Origin of the sequence: Enterobacter cloacae complex sp. 6730903 (assembly GCF_048283985.1) — a bacterium.
GTDB classification, from domain to species: Bacteria; Pseudomonadota; Gammaproteobacteria; order Enterobacterales; family Enterobacteriaceae; genus Enterobacter; species Enterobacter hormaechei_C.
This window is the reverse complement of record NZ_JBLVXX010000024.1, coordinates 56,935-70,311: the sequence shown is the minus strand read 5'-3', so window position 1 is coordinate 70,311 and position 13,377 is coordinate 56,935. Positions and strand designations below refer to the sequence as shown.

The following is a 13,377-nucleotide window of genomic DNA, read 5'->3' as shown; positions in this document are numbered from 1 at the left end:
TTATTGATGTTCTTTTTTTATGTTTCTAAGTAAGTTGATGATAAGAATGAAATTTTATTTCAATTAAATTTGGTGTTTCATTCAATATATCTCCTTTGTTAGTTTTGGGCTATGATTTCACTTGAAAGTGTGAGTGTATAAAACTGAAAGTTTACATTGAATTCGTCAGTTTAGAGACAGAAATAAAACCAGGCAGTCATCAGGGAAATGTTAACTAACAGATAAGAGAAGCATTATGCGGCTATATATGACGTACCAGGTGAGATTCAGAACAGGGGAGTTAAAGAAGATAATCTCAATATAGTTAGATGGTTTCAGGTGTGATTACTGCTTAGATGAAACGAAACATCTTGCGCCCTGCCTACAGCCGTGGTTACACTAAGCACCTACATATCCTTTTTATGTAACTGATTATTTTGCAATTAATTTGACTCGGGTGCCCTTCTTTGTGAAGGCTGAGAAATACCCGTATTACCTGATCTGGATAATGCCAGCGTAGTCCTGGCGATTATCCAAGGTATAAATCAAAGGCTTGCACGGTTTTTTCTCTTCATTTTGTTATGTTGTCACTCCCACCGATCAATCATACCATCATCCGTAACGGGATCTACTACGCCAGCTTTTGCCTGTCGGGTCATAAATATTTCCGTCGGTCGTTAGAGACAGATAGCCACAGCCACGCGCAACTCTTGATGTCATTTGCATCTCCAGCCATTCCATTAGTCAAACGTGGAACCATTCACCCGGATCAGTTTGGTCAACGTCTTTCTGATTTCAGCAACCGCTTAAAGCAACAGAATGAACACTGGCTGGTTCAACAATTTCTCAGTGATGAAAGGAGCAATCTTCAGCCGATAGTTGTTCAGGAATTCCGTGAGGTTGTTGCGCCTTCAGAAGATGAGGAAGAACAAACAGAAGCACAGTCAAAGGATGTGTTAACGCTGGCTGGCGCTTGGAATATGTACAAAAAGGAGAAAGCCCAAAACTGGACGAAGGCAATTTCACAGGCCAATGAGCGCTTTATGGAAGTCATGTTCATTGTCCTCGGTGCATCAACAGATGTAATGACGATCACCAAGCAGGACATCAAGCAGGTGATGGAAGTTGTTGAAAACTTGCCGAAGCGTGTTGTACAGCCTTATCGGTCGATGACTGTTCAGCAATTGATCGAGTGTGATGATGTTCGATGTTCCGCCTGAAGATTTGGTTGGCGCTGAGTCTATCCATAAGCATTTGAAGATTTATAAATCGCTGTTCAAAACCTTTCTGACTGACAATAAAGATATTCTGGAGAAGTCTCCGACTGATGGAGTAGTCGCTGCACCGTCGAAAGCGAGGTTTGGAACATACAGTGCAGCAGAAATGAGAAAGTTTGTGGGGTGGGCGCTCAAGCAGCCTGACGGCTGGCAGAAGTGGATTACTCTGTTGTTGGCGTATACGGGAGCCAGAAGAGGGGAGATCGCCAAGCTGGAGAAATCACACATTAAATTTGATGAAGACAGCCAGCGACACTATCTCCTGATCGCGGAAGGAGGGCAGGGTAAAACTGAGAATGCTACAAGGCAGGTAGTGATCCATCCCAAACTGATCGAGTGGGGGGGCCTCGATTTTGCAAACCGTCAATGGAAAGAGAAGATTTTCTCGCCTGTGTCGGGTAAGAATATGCTGAAGATCGGCAAAGTTTTAGCCGATGTCCGCGATCAGCTTGGTATTCGTATCTGGATGATTATGGGCAGCGCCGCCTGGTGCATAGCTTTAGGCACACTATGATCTCAACCTGATTAGCTGGCTGGGTTGGTAATCTGGCGCACTTGCAACAAGTGGTAGGACATGAGAAAAGCGGCTCAGGAATCACTAGGCGCTACCTGCATACGTTCCCCTTGTTCTGAGTTTCTTATGTGATTGACGGCTTGTGTTGGGAATCTTAACGGCTCCGCGCGTTGTCTTACCACCAACGGGCTTTATGGCTTCTATTATCTAAAAGTGGGGAAAGGGTAAGGGGAAAAGGCTGGAGGCCTCCAGCCTTTGGCGGTCATCTCACCTTCTTGAAGATGAGCAGGATCAGAGGTACGCAAACAGCGAAACCAACAATGGAGGCCAACGCTGAATCAGAGTGATTTTGCGATAGTTCCTTAACAAACCAGGTGCATTGAGAAGGCGCAAACTCCCCGCCTTGGCTCATTGTCTCTGAAAAGTTAAGTGCGAAGACCAGATCGAAATACAGCACGATAACGTAATACGCTATGCAGATCAGCGCAATGCTCACCCACCTGATCCAGAACATCTTATTCATCATCGTATGTACTTCCCAACGATCCGCCTACTGTGCCGCCTGAGTATGGAGAAGTTGAGCCAGCAACGGCAGCAGAATCAGCCGCCGCTTGTTGGATTTTTGCACTTCCCCCCATTGGTTGAGGGCTTTTGTTCTCAATGTTTGGATACTGCTGCTTGAACGTACTTGTCATCTCGACGACGAGCATTGAGGAGTAATCTGCACTCTTTGTTTCAAGGTAACTTTGCAGTGATACCGGGATAGTGAAATCTTCTTCTATGTCGATTGGTAGCTGTGTAGTCGTGGAGGTGTAACCGTGTTCGAATACCTTTGAACCAGCAAACTTGATCCCCTCGACTGAGTGAGTAGTACAGTTATTCCCTGTTACGTCATACTTATCAATCGTGCGGCCTCTACGTATTGTGCCGTCCTGCATCTTTGGTGTTTGAATCGGTGATACACCGTTATTCCATAATTTTTCGAAGAACTTACGGATTAATTCAGGATCAGCATCATCAATCCGAAATGCACGAGCACCCATTTCATAAAGTTCGTAACGGTAATACTTCCGTGCATCTTCATCTTGGAAGAAGTCTAAAATCCCATCCCCGGTTAGCGTGCTTCTGTCTGTGCGTCCATAGCGTCCATAGGTGTAAAGGTAGATCGAGTTATTCTCATGCACCGAAACGAAAGCATGACCTGCACTTGTTGTTTCAGTCCAGATGTAAACGCCATTCAATAGCCGGTTATCTGTTGGTTTGCAGGTGTCAGCGAAGCTATCAGTTTTAGGATCTGCAATCGGGCCTGGGAGAACGGGAAATTCAACGATGTGAGATTGGGCGGTTTCGGCTTCCGCTGGTTCTTTAGAAAATTCATAAGTGTCGAAGATGGACGGAATAAAACGTGATTTGCAGGGGCAAGAGCTACGGCTGTGCAGTGTTCCGGCTACCCTTTTACCGTGTATGTCTTGGTTTTCAAGCCCTCCCGCTATGCGGAATCTACCCGCATGTTTGCCACACGTCACTTTATGCCCTTCACAGGCCATGTCTTTATCGAAAAACTGATGATCGGTACATCCTTCAATAATCCGACCACCGCAAGCAGTCTTATCGCCCCTGAATAAGAAGTGACCAATAGCCATTTATTTTTATCCTTGTATTGGTTTGAAATCCTTAGGGAAAGTGTAGGCTTTTGGTGCTGGCGAGTAAATGAGCAGTTGTAACAAAGTGATAGATGGTTAGTGAGACTGAAATTTTAGTTAAGTAAAGTTTACTTTTCGTTGTCTTCAGTCTGGAAAGTGCGAGAGTATGGGCAGGATTGCGAGCGAGTCACCAACGTGAACAAGTAAATGCTGTAGTTGACGACTTAAGAGCATTCTACATGGCACACATTGTGTCACTCAACCTGTCACACATGACCCAAAAGGGCCGCTTTTGCCGTTTACAAGACTTCTCGCTGGCATTACTATCCTGATCAGGGATTAATGAGGAGCATTAATCGCAAGCTTTTGATTTTGCAGTACATGACTCGGGGTGCCCTTCTTTGTGAAGGCTGAGAAATACCCGTATTACCTGATCTGGATAATGCCAGCGTAGGGAAGTCAGATGCCTACCCGGTCATCGCTTCTTCACGCACGGCAGGAGCGAAACCATGCAGCCTGACCTGCTCGACTCACACGTTTTACATCAATTCCGAACCCGTTCCCCGCTCACGCACTGTATGACCAACGATGTCGTGCAGACCTTCACCGCCAACGTTCTGCTCGCGCTGGGCGCTTCCCCGGCAATGGTGATCGAAGCCGAGGAAGCGGAACAGTTTGCCGCGCTTGCCGATGCTCTGCTCATCAACGTGGGTACACTCACCGCGCCGCGCGCCCAGTCGATGCGTCGGGCCATTGAGAGCGCGGCAGCCGCGGGCACACCCTGGGTGCTGGATCCGGTTGCGGTTGGCGCGCTGGCGTACCGCACCCGCTTTTGCCAGCAAATATTGCCCCTCAAACCTGCGGCCATTCGTGGAAACGCCTCCGAAATCCTCGCCCTTGCCGGAATGAGTGCGGGCGGGCGCGGAGTGGATTCCACCGATACGGCGGCGAGCGCGTTGACCGCAGCGCAGACGCTCGCCCGCCAGACCCACGCCGTTGTAGTCGTCACGGGAGAAGTGGATCACATCACCGACGGCCAGCGAACCCGTACGGTCGCGGGCGGCGACCCGCTGATGACCCGCGTGGTGGGAACAGGCTGTGCGCTCTCGGCGGTCGTCGCCGCCTGCTGCTCGCTGCCTGGCGACAGGCTTGATAATGCGACGGCAGCCTGCGGCTTTATGAAGCGCGCAGGGTCAGCTGCCCTGACTCACAGCCGCGGCCCCGGCAGCTTTGCCCCGGCGTTTCTGGATGCGCTTTACGCGCTGGAGGAGCTGGTATGACACGCATTAATGCCCTGACTATTGCGGGAACCGATCCCAGCGGCGGAGCGGGGATCCAGGCAGACCTGAAAACCTTCTCTGCGCTCGGCGCTTACGGATGCTCGGTTATCACCGCGCTGGTGGCGCAAAACACGCGCGGTGTACAGTCGGTGTATCGCATTGAGCCGGATTTTGTCGCCGCACAGCTGGATTCGGTATTCAGCGATGTACGCATCGACACCACCAAAATCGGCATGCTTGCAGAGGCGGACATTGTTGAAGCGGTCGCTGAACGTCTCAAACGTTATCAGATAAAAAACGTGGTGCTCGATACCGTGATGCTGGCCAAAAGCGGCGATCCGCTGCTCTCCGCCTCTGCCGTCGACACCCTGCGTAAAAAGCTGCTGCCGCAGGTGGCGCTGATCACGCCAAACCTCCCTGAGGCCGCCGCGCTGCTGGACGCGCCACACGCGCAAAACGAACGTGAGATGAAAGAGCAGGGCAATGCGCTGCTGGCGATGGGGTGTCGCGCGGTGCTGATGAAAGGCGGTCATCTTGATGATGCAGAAAGCCCGGACTGGCTCTTCACCCGCGATGGCGCGCAACGTTTCACCGCCCCGCGCGTACAGACCAAAAACACCCACGGCACGGGCTGTACGCTTTCGGCGGCGCTGGCGGCGCTGCGTCCCCGAAACGCGAACTGGGCGGATACGGTGCAGGAGGCGAAGATCTGGCTCTCGGGCGCGCTGGCAAAAGCCGATTCTCTGGAAGTGGGTCACGGTATTGGGCCGGTTCACCATTTTCATGCATGGTGGTAAGCCGTATACTGGCATAAAACCTTATGCCAGAGAAAAACAGAGATGGAACAAGCGCATACCCGGTTAATTGCTCAACTCAAGGAACGAATTGCCGCACCGGACAACACGCCGTTGTACCTGAAATTTGCCGAAACGGTTAAAAACGCGGTACGCAGCGGCGTGCTCGCGCACGGTAATATTTTGCCGGGCGAGCGCGATCTGAGCCAGCTGGCCGGTGTGTCGCGCATTACGGTGCGTAAAGCGATGCAGGCGCTGGAAGAGGCTGGCGTCGTCACCCGCGCGCGTGGATACGGTACGCAAATCAACAATATCTTTGAATATTCGCTAAAAGAGGCGCGCGGGTTTTCTCAGCAGGTGGTGCTGCGGGGCAAAACGCCCAACACGCTGTGGGTTAATAAACGCGTCGTGAAATGTCCGGAGGAGATCGCCCGCCACCTTTCCCTTGCGCCGGACAGCGATGTCTTTCTGCTTAAGCGCATCCGCTACGTGGATGACGATGCGGTATCAATAGAGGAGTCATGGGTACCGGTAGGGTTAATCCCCAACCCGGACGACATCGGCGTCTCGCTTTACGATTACTTCCGCAGCCAGAATATCTTTCCGCAGCGCACCCGTTCCCGCGTCAGCGCCCGGATGCCGGACAGCGAGTTTCAGGCGCATATCAAAATGGACGATAAGATACCGGTGCTGGTGATCAAGCAAGTCGCGCTCGATCAACAGCACCGGCCAATTGAGTACAGCATCAGCTACTGTCGCAGCGACCTATACGTCTTTGTGTGCGAGGAGTAGGGCCTCGCGCGTGGGGGCGCAGTCGCCACCGCGATGGCTGACTACCCAGGCGGCTACGGCATTGCCAAGCTGCACCGCCTCTGGCAGTGACCATCCCGCGGCCAGCCCGGCAAGAGTACCTCCCGCATGGCTGTCACCCGCGCCGATGGTATCGACTACGGTAGCAGGAAACGCCGGAACGTGTCCGGAAGCGTCACCGTCATACCACACCGCCCCGTCTTTATCATGGCGTACGATCAGCGCAGCGCCAAACCTCTGCTGCCACCGTGGGCCGAGCTCTTCCACGTTCACGCCAAGCCATTCGGCGGCAAGTTCCGCCTCCTGACGATTGAGTGAGACGATTGGTTTGCAGGCCATGATGCGTGCCATCAGCGGGTCGGGAATATCCGCGATGCGTGGACCGAAATCGATAAAGAGCGTCACATCCTGAAGACTTTCCAGCCAGGCCGTCAGCAGCTCACCGCTGGGGGACGCCAGCTGGTAGCCGGACAAAGAGATCAGACTCCCTGCCGGCACGCTTAATCCGTCCAGCCAGCGCGGCTGCCACTGGTTCTCCACGCCGCTAAACGACATAAAGGTCCGTTCACCGTCAGGCTCCACCAGCGCCAGGCACCAGCCGTTATCGCCCGTTTCCGCTTCCACGGCGCTGTGCAGATCCTGCTTCGCCATGGCGTTACGGATAATATCGGCCCACACGCCGTGGCCGACGGGAAGGGCATTTTGCGCAGCAATGCCGAGCCGCTTCAGGGCGATGGCGATATTCAGCGCGCAGCCGCCAATATTCACTCCCTGTTGCTTCAGCTCGATATCACACCCGCGCCAGGGCAGGGCGTAGGCGTCGGCAATCACGTCGATGACCGCCGCGCCGAGCACCGTTACGGGGCGCGTGGCGTGAAGGGTTTCGAGACGGCGGGCAAAAGCACTCATACACCCTCCCTGTGCTCCCGGAAGTGCAGCAGTTTTTCGCAGTAGTGGCCGAAATCGAGCCGGTTTACGGCATCAAGTTCGTTTTTGAGCGCCGGATCAATGGCCTGTACACCGTGTAGCGCGCCGCAGATGGCCGTTGCCATCGCGCCGATAGTGTCAGTATCACCGCCCAGGTTGGCGCATAACACCGCGCAGCGGTTCGGATCGGTGGCCGCGAGTTCGACCATCGCAATCGCCGCCGGAACGGACTCAAGGGTGCTCGTGCCCGCGCCAATAAGCTGATAGATCTGCTCGCTGGCGGACTCGGTACCGTTGGCTTCGCGCACGGTTTTCAGGGCCAGCTCAATACGAGCGGAAAGCGATGCGCTGAAGGTGGTCGTGTTCGCCTCCTGCGCCGCACGGGCAATACCCGGCAGGGCATCGGCGATGTTCTGCCAGCGCTCGCCGTCGATAGCGCGTGAAACCGCCCAGGCGATCACCACCGCACCGGCGATGGCGAGATCCGATTTATGGGTCGGGCTGGAGGCTAACGCAACCTGTTCCACAAAGTGCGCCAGACGCGTGGCTGGCAGCAGACATCCCAGCGGGGAGGCGCGCATCGCCGCCCCGTTGGTGACGCCGTTGTTCTCCAGCTCGCTCACCGGCTTGCCGTCACGGATGGCGTTCAGGGCAATTTTGGAGGTCGGGCCGAGCACATTCTTATTGAACGCGTCAAAATCCAGCGCCCAGTCCAGAATATGCTTACCGATAACGTCAGGGTTAATTTCCCCGTCGCATTCGATAATCGCGTCGGCCAGGCACAGCGCCATTGACGTATCATCCGTAAATTCGGCCTGCTTAAAGTAACAGGCGGCATTATTCTCAGCCGGGCCGGGTAAGAAACGGTCGATCCAGCCGAAGTGCGCTTTCACCCGCTTGCGCGGCCACAGCTCCGACGGCATCCCCATCGCATCCCCTAACGCCTGCCCGTAAAGAGCACCGAGAATACGGTCTTGTTTCATTTAACTTCCCCTCGTGTCAGCGCGGTATCGCCATCAACCACCTCAATTGCGGTGATCTCTTTATCCGATTCGCGGAAAAACAGCATAAACAGCACGGCAATCACCACAATCATGATTGCACCAAACGTCCACATTCCGGCCCAGTTGAAGGTCAGCCCATTCACCGGCTCTTTATATGCGAACATTTTTTCCATCATCACGCCGCCGAGACGGTAACCCAGCAGGCTACCAAAGCCCTGACAGCACAGCGTGATCAAGCCCTGCGCCGCGTTGCGCATATGCACGGGCGCTTTTTTATCCACGTAGATGTACGCGGTGACGTAATAGAAGTCATAGCTTACGCCGTGCAGCAAAATGCCGAGGAACAGCAGGGCGTAGGTGAAGTATTGCTCGGCGCCGCCGTAAACAAAGAAACCGTAGCGAATGGCGGCGGTGATCAGACCCAGCAGCAAGACCTTCTTAATACCAAAGCGTTTGGTAAAGAACGGCAGAGCGAGCATGAAGAAGATTTCAGAGAACTGGCCGAGGGTCATCCAGCCGGTGGCGTTTTTCATCCCCACTTCGGTGAGATAGCCGTTGGCAAAAATGTAGTAGAAGGCCAGCGGCATGGCGAACAGGAACGAGCAGAAGAAGAACACCAGGAAGTTTTTATCGCGCAACAGGATCAGCGCATCCAGCCCCAGCATCACTTTGAAATCCAGCTTGCCGGTACTCTTCGGCGGGGTATTCGGCAGGAACAGCGCGAAAATGCCAAGCAGAAGGGAGCTGGCAGCGGTCATCAGCAGCGGGATATTGGTGTCAGAGATGTCGCTATAGCCCATCATCTGCGGGAGGAAGCCGCACGCCAGGCCGGAGGCAATCCAGCCTATGGTGCCCATCACGCGGATGCGCGGGAAATCAGCCTCTACGTCATCGACGTTCGCGAAGGCGATGCTGTTGGTCAGCGCGATGGTCGGCATATAGGTCAGGGAGTAGGCCAGCAGCAGCGGGAAGAAGGTGCTGAACTGGGTTTGCTGCGCTGCGAAATACATCAGGATCGCGCCAGCGAACATCAGCACGGCCAGCACTTTCTGAGCGGCGAAGAAACGGTCCGTCAGCGAGCCGACCAGGATAGGAGAGAGGATCGCGGCAATCGCGGTACAGGCATACGACCAGCCAATTTCCCCGGCGGTGAACCCGCTCTTACTCAACCACAGCCACAGCGGCACAAACCATGCGCCCCAGATAAACCATTCAACGAACATCATGAATGACAGTTGGACTTTCGTTTTCATTTTTTAATCCTGCATGTCAGAGGTACGCATGTAACATACCATGTGATAATACCTTTTAAATACCTTTAAGGCGATTGTTTGATCAGTGTAACAAAAATGTTGTACACGAAACGAGCCAGCAGATTGTGCTTAAAAAAGTTGCAAATGGTGGAAAATAGGTTAAGTCGGTACCAGGCTTAGTCTGCCTGCAAAAACGTGGGCTTGGATCACACGCTCCGACATCATGTCGGACTTACGGGAGCATCACTATGACTGATATTGCGCAGCTGCTTGGCAAAGACGCCGACAGCCTTTTACAGCATCGTTGTATGACCATTCCAGCCGATCAGCTTTATCTGCCTGGCCATGATTACGTAGACCGCGTCATGGTCGACAACAACCGTCCGCCTGCCGTACTGCGAAACATGCAGACGCTTTACAATACCGGCCGTCTGGGTGGGACCGGGTATCTCTCCATTCTGCCCGTTGACCAGGGCGTAGAGCACTCGGCGGGAGCGTCATTTGCTGCTAACCCGCTCTACTTTGACCCGAAAAACATTGTCGAGCTGGCGATTGAGGCGGGCTGTAACTGTGTGGCATCGACGTATGGCGTGCTGGCCTCCGTTTCCCGCCGCTACGCTCACCGCATTCCGTTCCTCGTCAAGCTGAACCACAACGAAACCCTGAGCTACCCAACTGAATACGACCAGACGCTGTACGCCAGCGTCGAGCAGGCGTTCAACATGGGCGCGGTCGCGGTCGGGGCGACCATCTATTTCGGCTCTGAACAGTCGCGCCGTCAGATTGAAGAGATCTCTGCCGCGTTTGAGCGCGCGCACGAGCTGGGGATGGTGACCGTGCTGTGGGCCTATCTGCGTAACGCGTCGTTCAAAAAAGACGGCGTGGATTACCACGTATCAGCGGATCTGACCGGTCAGGCAAACCACCTGGCGGCAACCATCGGCGCGGACATCGTGAAGCAGAAAATGGCCGAGAATAACGGCGGCTATAAGGCGGTGAATTTTGGCTATACCGACGACCGTGTCTACAGCAAGCTGACCAGCGACAACCCGATCGATCTGGTGCGCTACCAGCTGGCGAACTGCTACATGGGCCGCGCCGGGCTGATTAACTCCGGTGGTGCGGCAGGCGGTGAAACCGATCTGACCGACGCGGTGCGCACGGCGGTGATTAACAAACGTGCGGGCGGTATGGGGCTGATCCTCGGCCGTAAGGCGTTTAAAAAGTCCATGGCCGACGGCGTGAAGCTGATTAATGCGGTTCAGGATGTCTATCTGGACAGTAAAGTCACGATTGCCTGACGCCACCGTATCCCTCTCCCTCAAAGGAGAGGGCATTATCGCGCACCCTGTCAAACATCAGCGCAACAGCACGCAGTCCGGCGGCAACCGGCACTGCAACGCGCCGGGCAAGACCTCAATGCGGAATCGCTCGCCGCTGAGCGGCTCTCCGTCGAGGTTAAAGGTCATGCCGTGTGGGGCGATCACTTCAAACCACGCGGATTTCCCGTCGATGATATTGGGGCTCTCCTCTGGCTGCGTCAGCGTCGTAAACAGCGCAGGCAGGAGCCCGTCGCCGGTAAAAATGCGCAGCTGTAGCTGACCGTCATTAATCAGCGCTTCCGGGCAAAGCTGCTGTCCGCCGCCTGCCTGACGCCCGTTGCCGATACCAATCACCAGCGCGTCGCCCTGCCAGTGGAAGTTCTCACCGTGGATTTCACAGCTGTCGGGCTTGAGGGTGTCCATGCGCATCAGGCCGTGAATGAGATACGAGACGCCGCCCAGCGCGGCTTTCAGCTTTTCCGGCGTTTCGCTGGTGATCCGCGTGCCGAAACCGCCCGTCGCCATATTGATAAAGCAGGTTCTTTCATTCACCTGCGCAATGTCGACGGCGGTCGCTTTCCCGAGGATAGCCAGTTGCAGCGCTTTGCCTAAATCGTCAGGTATACCGGCGCTGGTGGCAAAATCATTGGCGGTACCGAGCGGTAAAATGCCCATCACCGGGCGATGTGCTGTGTCGAGGTCAATAAGCGCGCCAGCGATCTCGTTGATTGTTCCGTCGCCGCCGCCGGAAATGATGGTTTCAGCGCCTAACCTGATGCCTTCGTCGATATAGCGTGCCGCATCACCTTTTTCAAAGGTCACCCGCACGTGAATGCGCGCGCCATCTTCACGCAATTCGGTGATCGCCTGGCGCAACAGATCGTTGCCTGCACTTTTGCCATTGAGAATTAATAAACTGTCTGGATAGGTTGCCATCCGGGTTGCTCCCTTTTTTAACTATAGAAAGAGTGTATCCCAGAGAAGGAAAAAGCGGGTAAGAACAGGATGAAAGGCAAAAAATAAGCCCGCGTAAGGGAGATTACGCAGGCTAAGGAGGTGGTTCCTGGTACAGCTAGCATTTATGGGTTATGTTTTTCAGCGGGGGGATAATACCCGTATTGAACGAAGCGGTATGTGATCCGATTCTAAGAATTATCCCAGCGTGAAAAAATCCCGTTGATTGACTATTTGCCGTGTGGATTTCGGGTATTTTCACCTTCAAAATTACGCATCAGCAGCGCAAACTCCAGCTCCACCTCTTCAGGAACCGGCAGCCAGACCACATGGCCGTCGCCAGGTGCGACCTCAATCGCCTCACCTTTTTTGTTTTCCAGATGCTCCAGGCGGAAGTTCATATTGCCCTGCGGCGTCATCAGCTCCAGGCTGTCGCCTTTAGTGAATTTGTTTTTTACGGCGACGGCGGCCAGCGGGCCTTTACGCTCGCCGGTGAAGTCGCCTACAAACTGCTGGCGTTCAGAAATCGAATAGCCATGCTCGTAGTTCTGGTAGTCGTCGTGGGTGTGACGACGCAGGAAACCTTCGGTATAGCCGCGATGCGCCAGACCTTCCAGCGTTTCCAGCAGGCTGGTGTCGAACGGTTTACCGGCGGCGGCATCGTCGATGGCTTTGCGATACACCTGTGCGGTACGGGCGCAGTAGTAGTAGGACTTGGTGCGGCCTTCGATTTTCAGGGAGTGTACGCCCATCTTGGTTAAACGCTCGACGTGCGCGATGGCGCGCAGATCTTTGGAGTTCATGATGTAGGTGCCATGCTCGTCTTCAAAGGCGGTCATGTACTCACCCGGACGTTTGGCTTCTTCGATCATAAACACGCTGTCGGTAGGCGCGCCGATACCCAGCGTTGGCTCAACGTTGGTGACCGGGATCGGCTCGTGTTTATGCACGATGTTACCGATGTCATCCTCTTTGCCTTCCTGAACGTTATATTCCCAGCGGCAGGCGTTGGTGCAGGTGCCCTGGTTCGGGTCACGCTTGTTGATGTAGCCAGAGAGCAGGCAGCGGCCGGAGTAGGCCATGCACAGCGCGCCGTGAACGAAGATTTCGATCTCCATATCCGGCACCTGGGTACGGATCTCTTCGATCTCTTCCAGCGAAAGCTCGCGGGACAGAATGACGCGGGTCAGCCCCATCTGTTTCCAGAATTTCACCGTTGCCCAGTTGACGGCGTTAGCCTGCACCGAGAGGTGAATGTCCATCTCCGGGAAGTTCTCCCGAACCAGCATGATTAAACCCGGGTCCGACATGATCAGCGCGTCCGGCCCCATCTCCACGACCGGCTTCAGGTCGCGAATGAACGTTTTCAGCTTGGCGTTGTGCGGCGCGATGTTCACCACCACGTAGAATTTTTTGCCCAGGGCATGCGCTTCGTTGATACCGAGCTGAAGATTCTCGTGGTTGAATTCGTTGTTACGCACGCGCAGCGAGTAGCGCGGCTGGCCCGCGTAGACGGCGTCGGCACCATAGGCGAAAGCGTAACGCATATTTTGCAGCGTTCCCGCCGGGGAAAGGAGTTCCGGTTTAAACATGTTTGTTCTCGTTCTGATGACAGGTCAG

Annotated in this window: 11 protein-coding genes, 1 pseudogene and 2 riboswitches; of the genes and pseudogenes, 5 read left to right on the top strand and 7 right to left on the bottom strand. The window is 54.4% G+C overall.

Features of this window, described 5'->3' with window-relative positions:
- The first annotated feature begins 422 nt into the window (after positions 1 to 422).
- Positions 423 to 520: riboswitch (TPP riboswitch) on the top strand.
- 40 nt (positions 521 to 560) lie between these two features.
- Positions 561 to 1,889: pseudogene (locus ACNQ0W_RS14225) on the top strand (integrase).
- A gap of 143 nt (positions 1,890 to 2,032) precedes the next feature.
- On the opposite strand, the gene ACNQ0W_RS14220 reads toward ACNQ0W_RS14225, so the two are convergent.
- Positions 2,033 to 2,296, bottom strand: coding sequence for a hypothetical protein (locus ACNQ0W_RS14220; protein WP_062932783.1), 264 nt, complete (start codon positions 2,294 to 2,296; stop codon positions 2,033 to 2,035).
- A complete protein-coding gene (locus ACNQ0W_RS14215; RefSeq protein WP_062932784.1) occupies positions 2,286 to 3,413 on the bottom strand; it encodes a PAAR domain-containing protein in 1,128 nt (375 codons plus the stop codon). The genes ACNQ0W_RS14220 and ACNQ0W_RS14215 overlap by 11 nt, the downstream gene beginning before the upstream one ends.
- Before the next feature lie 377 nt (positions 3,414 to 3,790).
- Positions 3,791 to 3,887, top strand: a riboswitch (TPP riboswitch).
- 35 nt (positions 3,888 to 3,922) lie between these two features.
- Here ACNQ0W_RS14215 and thiM point away from each other — a divergent pair.
- The 3 genes from thiM to ACNQ0W_RS14200 are packed head-to-tail and all read left to right on the top strand — an operon-like array spanning position 3,923 to position 6,279.
- A complete protein-coding gene (thiM, locus tag ACNQ0W_RS14210) occupies positions 3,923 to 4,693 on the top strand; it encodes a hydroxyethylthiazole kinase (RefSeq protein WP_062932795.1) in 771 nt (256 codons plus the stop codon).
- Positions 4,690 to 5,490 (top strand): bifunctional hydroxymethylpyrimidine kinase/phosphomethylpyrimidine kinase, encoded by an 801-nt coding sequence (thiD, locus tag ACNQ0W_RS14205; RefSeq protein ID WP_045327814.1) that lies wholly within the window; start codon positions 4,690 to 4,692, stop codon positions 5,488 to 5,490. Before thiM ends, thiD begins: the two co-directional genes overlap by 4 nt.
- A 42-nt stretch (positions 5,491 to 5,532) precedes the next feature.
- Entirely contained in the window at positions 5,533 to 6,279 is a 747-nt protein-coding gene (locus ACNQ0W_RS14200) for a GntR family transcriptional regulator (RefSeq protein ID WP_003859242.1), read from the top strand.
- Here ACNQ0W_RS14200 and ACNQ0W_RS14195 read toward each other — a convergent pair.
- Genes ACNQ0W_RS14195 through ACNQ0W_RS14185 form a run of 3 tightly spaced genes read right to left on the bottom strand, consistent with a single transcriptional unit; the run spans position 6,253 to position 9,481 of the window.
- A complete protein-coding gene (locus ACNQ0W_RS14195) occupies positions 6,253 to 7,206 on the bottom strand; it encodes a PfkB family carbohydrate kinase (protein WP_045910735.1) in 954 nt (317 codons plus the stop codon). The genes ACNQ0W_RS14200 and ACNQ0W_RS14195 overlap by 27 nt on opposite strands.
- A complete protein-coding gene (locus tag ACNQ0W_RS14190; protein WP_062932796.1) occupies positions 7,203 to 8,207 on the bottom strand; it encodes an ADP-ribosylglycohydrolase family protein in 1,005 nt (334 codons plus the stop codon). Before ACNQ0W_RS14190 ends, ACNQ0W_RS14195 begins: the two co-directional genes overlap by 4 nt.
- Positions 8,204 to 9,481: a nucleoside permease gene (locus ACNQ0W_RS14185; RefSeq protein ID WP_062932797.1), complete on the bottom strand. Its 1,278-nt coding sequence runs from the start codon at positions 9,479 to 9,481 to the stop codon at positions 8,204 to 8,206. The genes ACNQ0W_RS14190 and ACNQ0W_RS14185 overlap by 4 nt, the downstream gene beginning before the upstream one ends.
- Before the next feature lie 248 nt (positions 9,482 to 9,729).
- Between ACNQ0W_RS14185 and fbaB the strand changes: the two genes are divergently transcribed.
- Positions 9,730 to 10,782 carry a class I fructose-bisphosphate aldolase gene (gene fbaB, locus ACNQ0W_RS14180; RefSeq protein ID WP_000129585.1) on the top strand — a complete coding sequence of 351 codons (1,053 nt, stop codon included), beginning with the start codon at positions 9,730 to 9,732 and terminating at the stop codon, positions 10,780 to 10,782.
- Positions 10,783 to 10,839: 57 nt separating this feature from the next.
- Here the strand turns inward: fbaB and yegS are convergent, their stop codons facing one another.
- Positions 10,840 to 11,739: a lipid kinase YegS gene (gene yegS, locus ACNQ0W_RS14175; protein ID WP_062932798.1), complete on the bottom strand. Its 900-nt coding sequence runs from the start codon at positions 11,737 to 11,739 to the stop codon at positions 10,840 to 10,842.
- Between the two features lie 248 nt (positions 11,740 to 11,987).
- Positions 11,988 to 13,349: a tRNA 5-hydroxyuridine modification protein YegQ gene (yegQ, locus tag ACNQ0W_RS14170; RefSeq protein ID WP_022651495.1), complete on the bottom strand. Its 1,362-nt coding sequence runs from the start codon at positions 13,347 to 13,349 to the stop codon at positions 11,988 to 11,990.
- Positions 13,350 to 13,377 lie beyond the last annotated feature (28 nt).

Coding starts and splice junctions, on each gene's coding strand:
- ACNQ0W_RS14200 (WP_003859242.1), top strand. CDS start 5,533: ATGGAACAAGCGCATACCCGGTTAATTGCTCAACTCAAGGAACGAATT.
- ACNQ0W_RS14220 (WP_062932783.1), bottom strand. CDS start 2,296: ATGATGAATAAGATGTTCTGGATCAGGTGGGTGAGCATTGCGCTGATC.
- yegS (WP_062932798.1), bottom strand. CDS start 11,739: ATGGCAACCTATCCAGACAGTTTATTAATTCTCAATGGCAAAAGTGCA.
- ACNQ0W_RS14190 (WP_062932796.1), bottom strand. CDS start 8,207: ATGAAACAAGACCGTATTCTCGGTGCTCTTTACGGGCAGGCGTTAGGG.
- yegQ (WP_022651495.1), bottom strand. CDS start 13,349: ATGTTTAAACCGGAACTCCTTTCCCCGGCGGGAACGCTGCAAAATATG.
- ACNQ0W_RS14185 (WP_062932797.1), bottom strand. CDS start 9,481: ATGAAAACGAAAGTCCAACTGTCATTCATGATGTTCGTTGAATGGTTT.
- fbaB (WP_000129585.1), top strand. CDS start 9,730: ATGACTGATATTGCGCAGCTGCTTGGCAAAGACGCCGACAGCCTTTTA.
- thiD (WP_045327814.1), top strand. CDS start 4,690: ATGACACGCATTAATGCCCTGACTATTGCGGGAACCGATCCCAGCGGC.
- ACNQ0W_RS14215 (WP_062932784.1), bottom strand. CDS start 3,413: ATGGCTATTGGTCACTTCTTATTCAGGGGCGATAAGACTGCTTGCGGT.
- thiM (WP_062932795.1), top strand. CDS start 3,923: ATGCAGCCTGACCTGCTCGACTCACACGTTTTACATCAATTCCGAACC.
- ACNQ0W_RS14195 (WP_045910735.1), bottom strand. CDS start 7,206: ATGAGTGCTTTTGCCCGCCGTCTCGAAACCCTTCACGCCACGCGCCCC.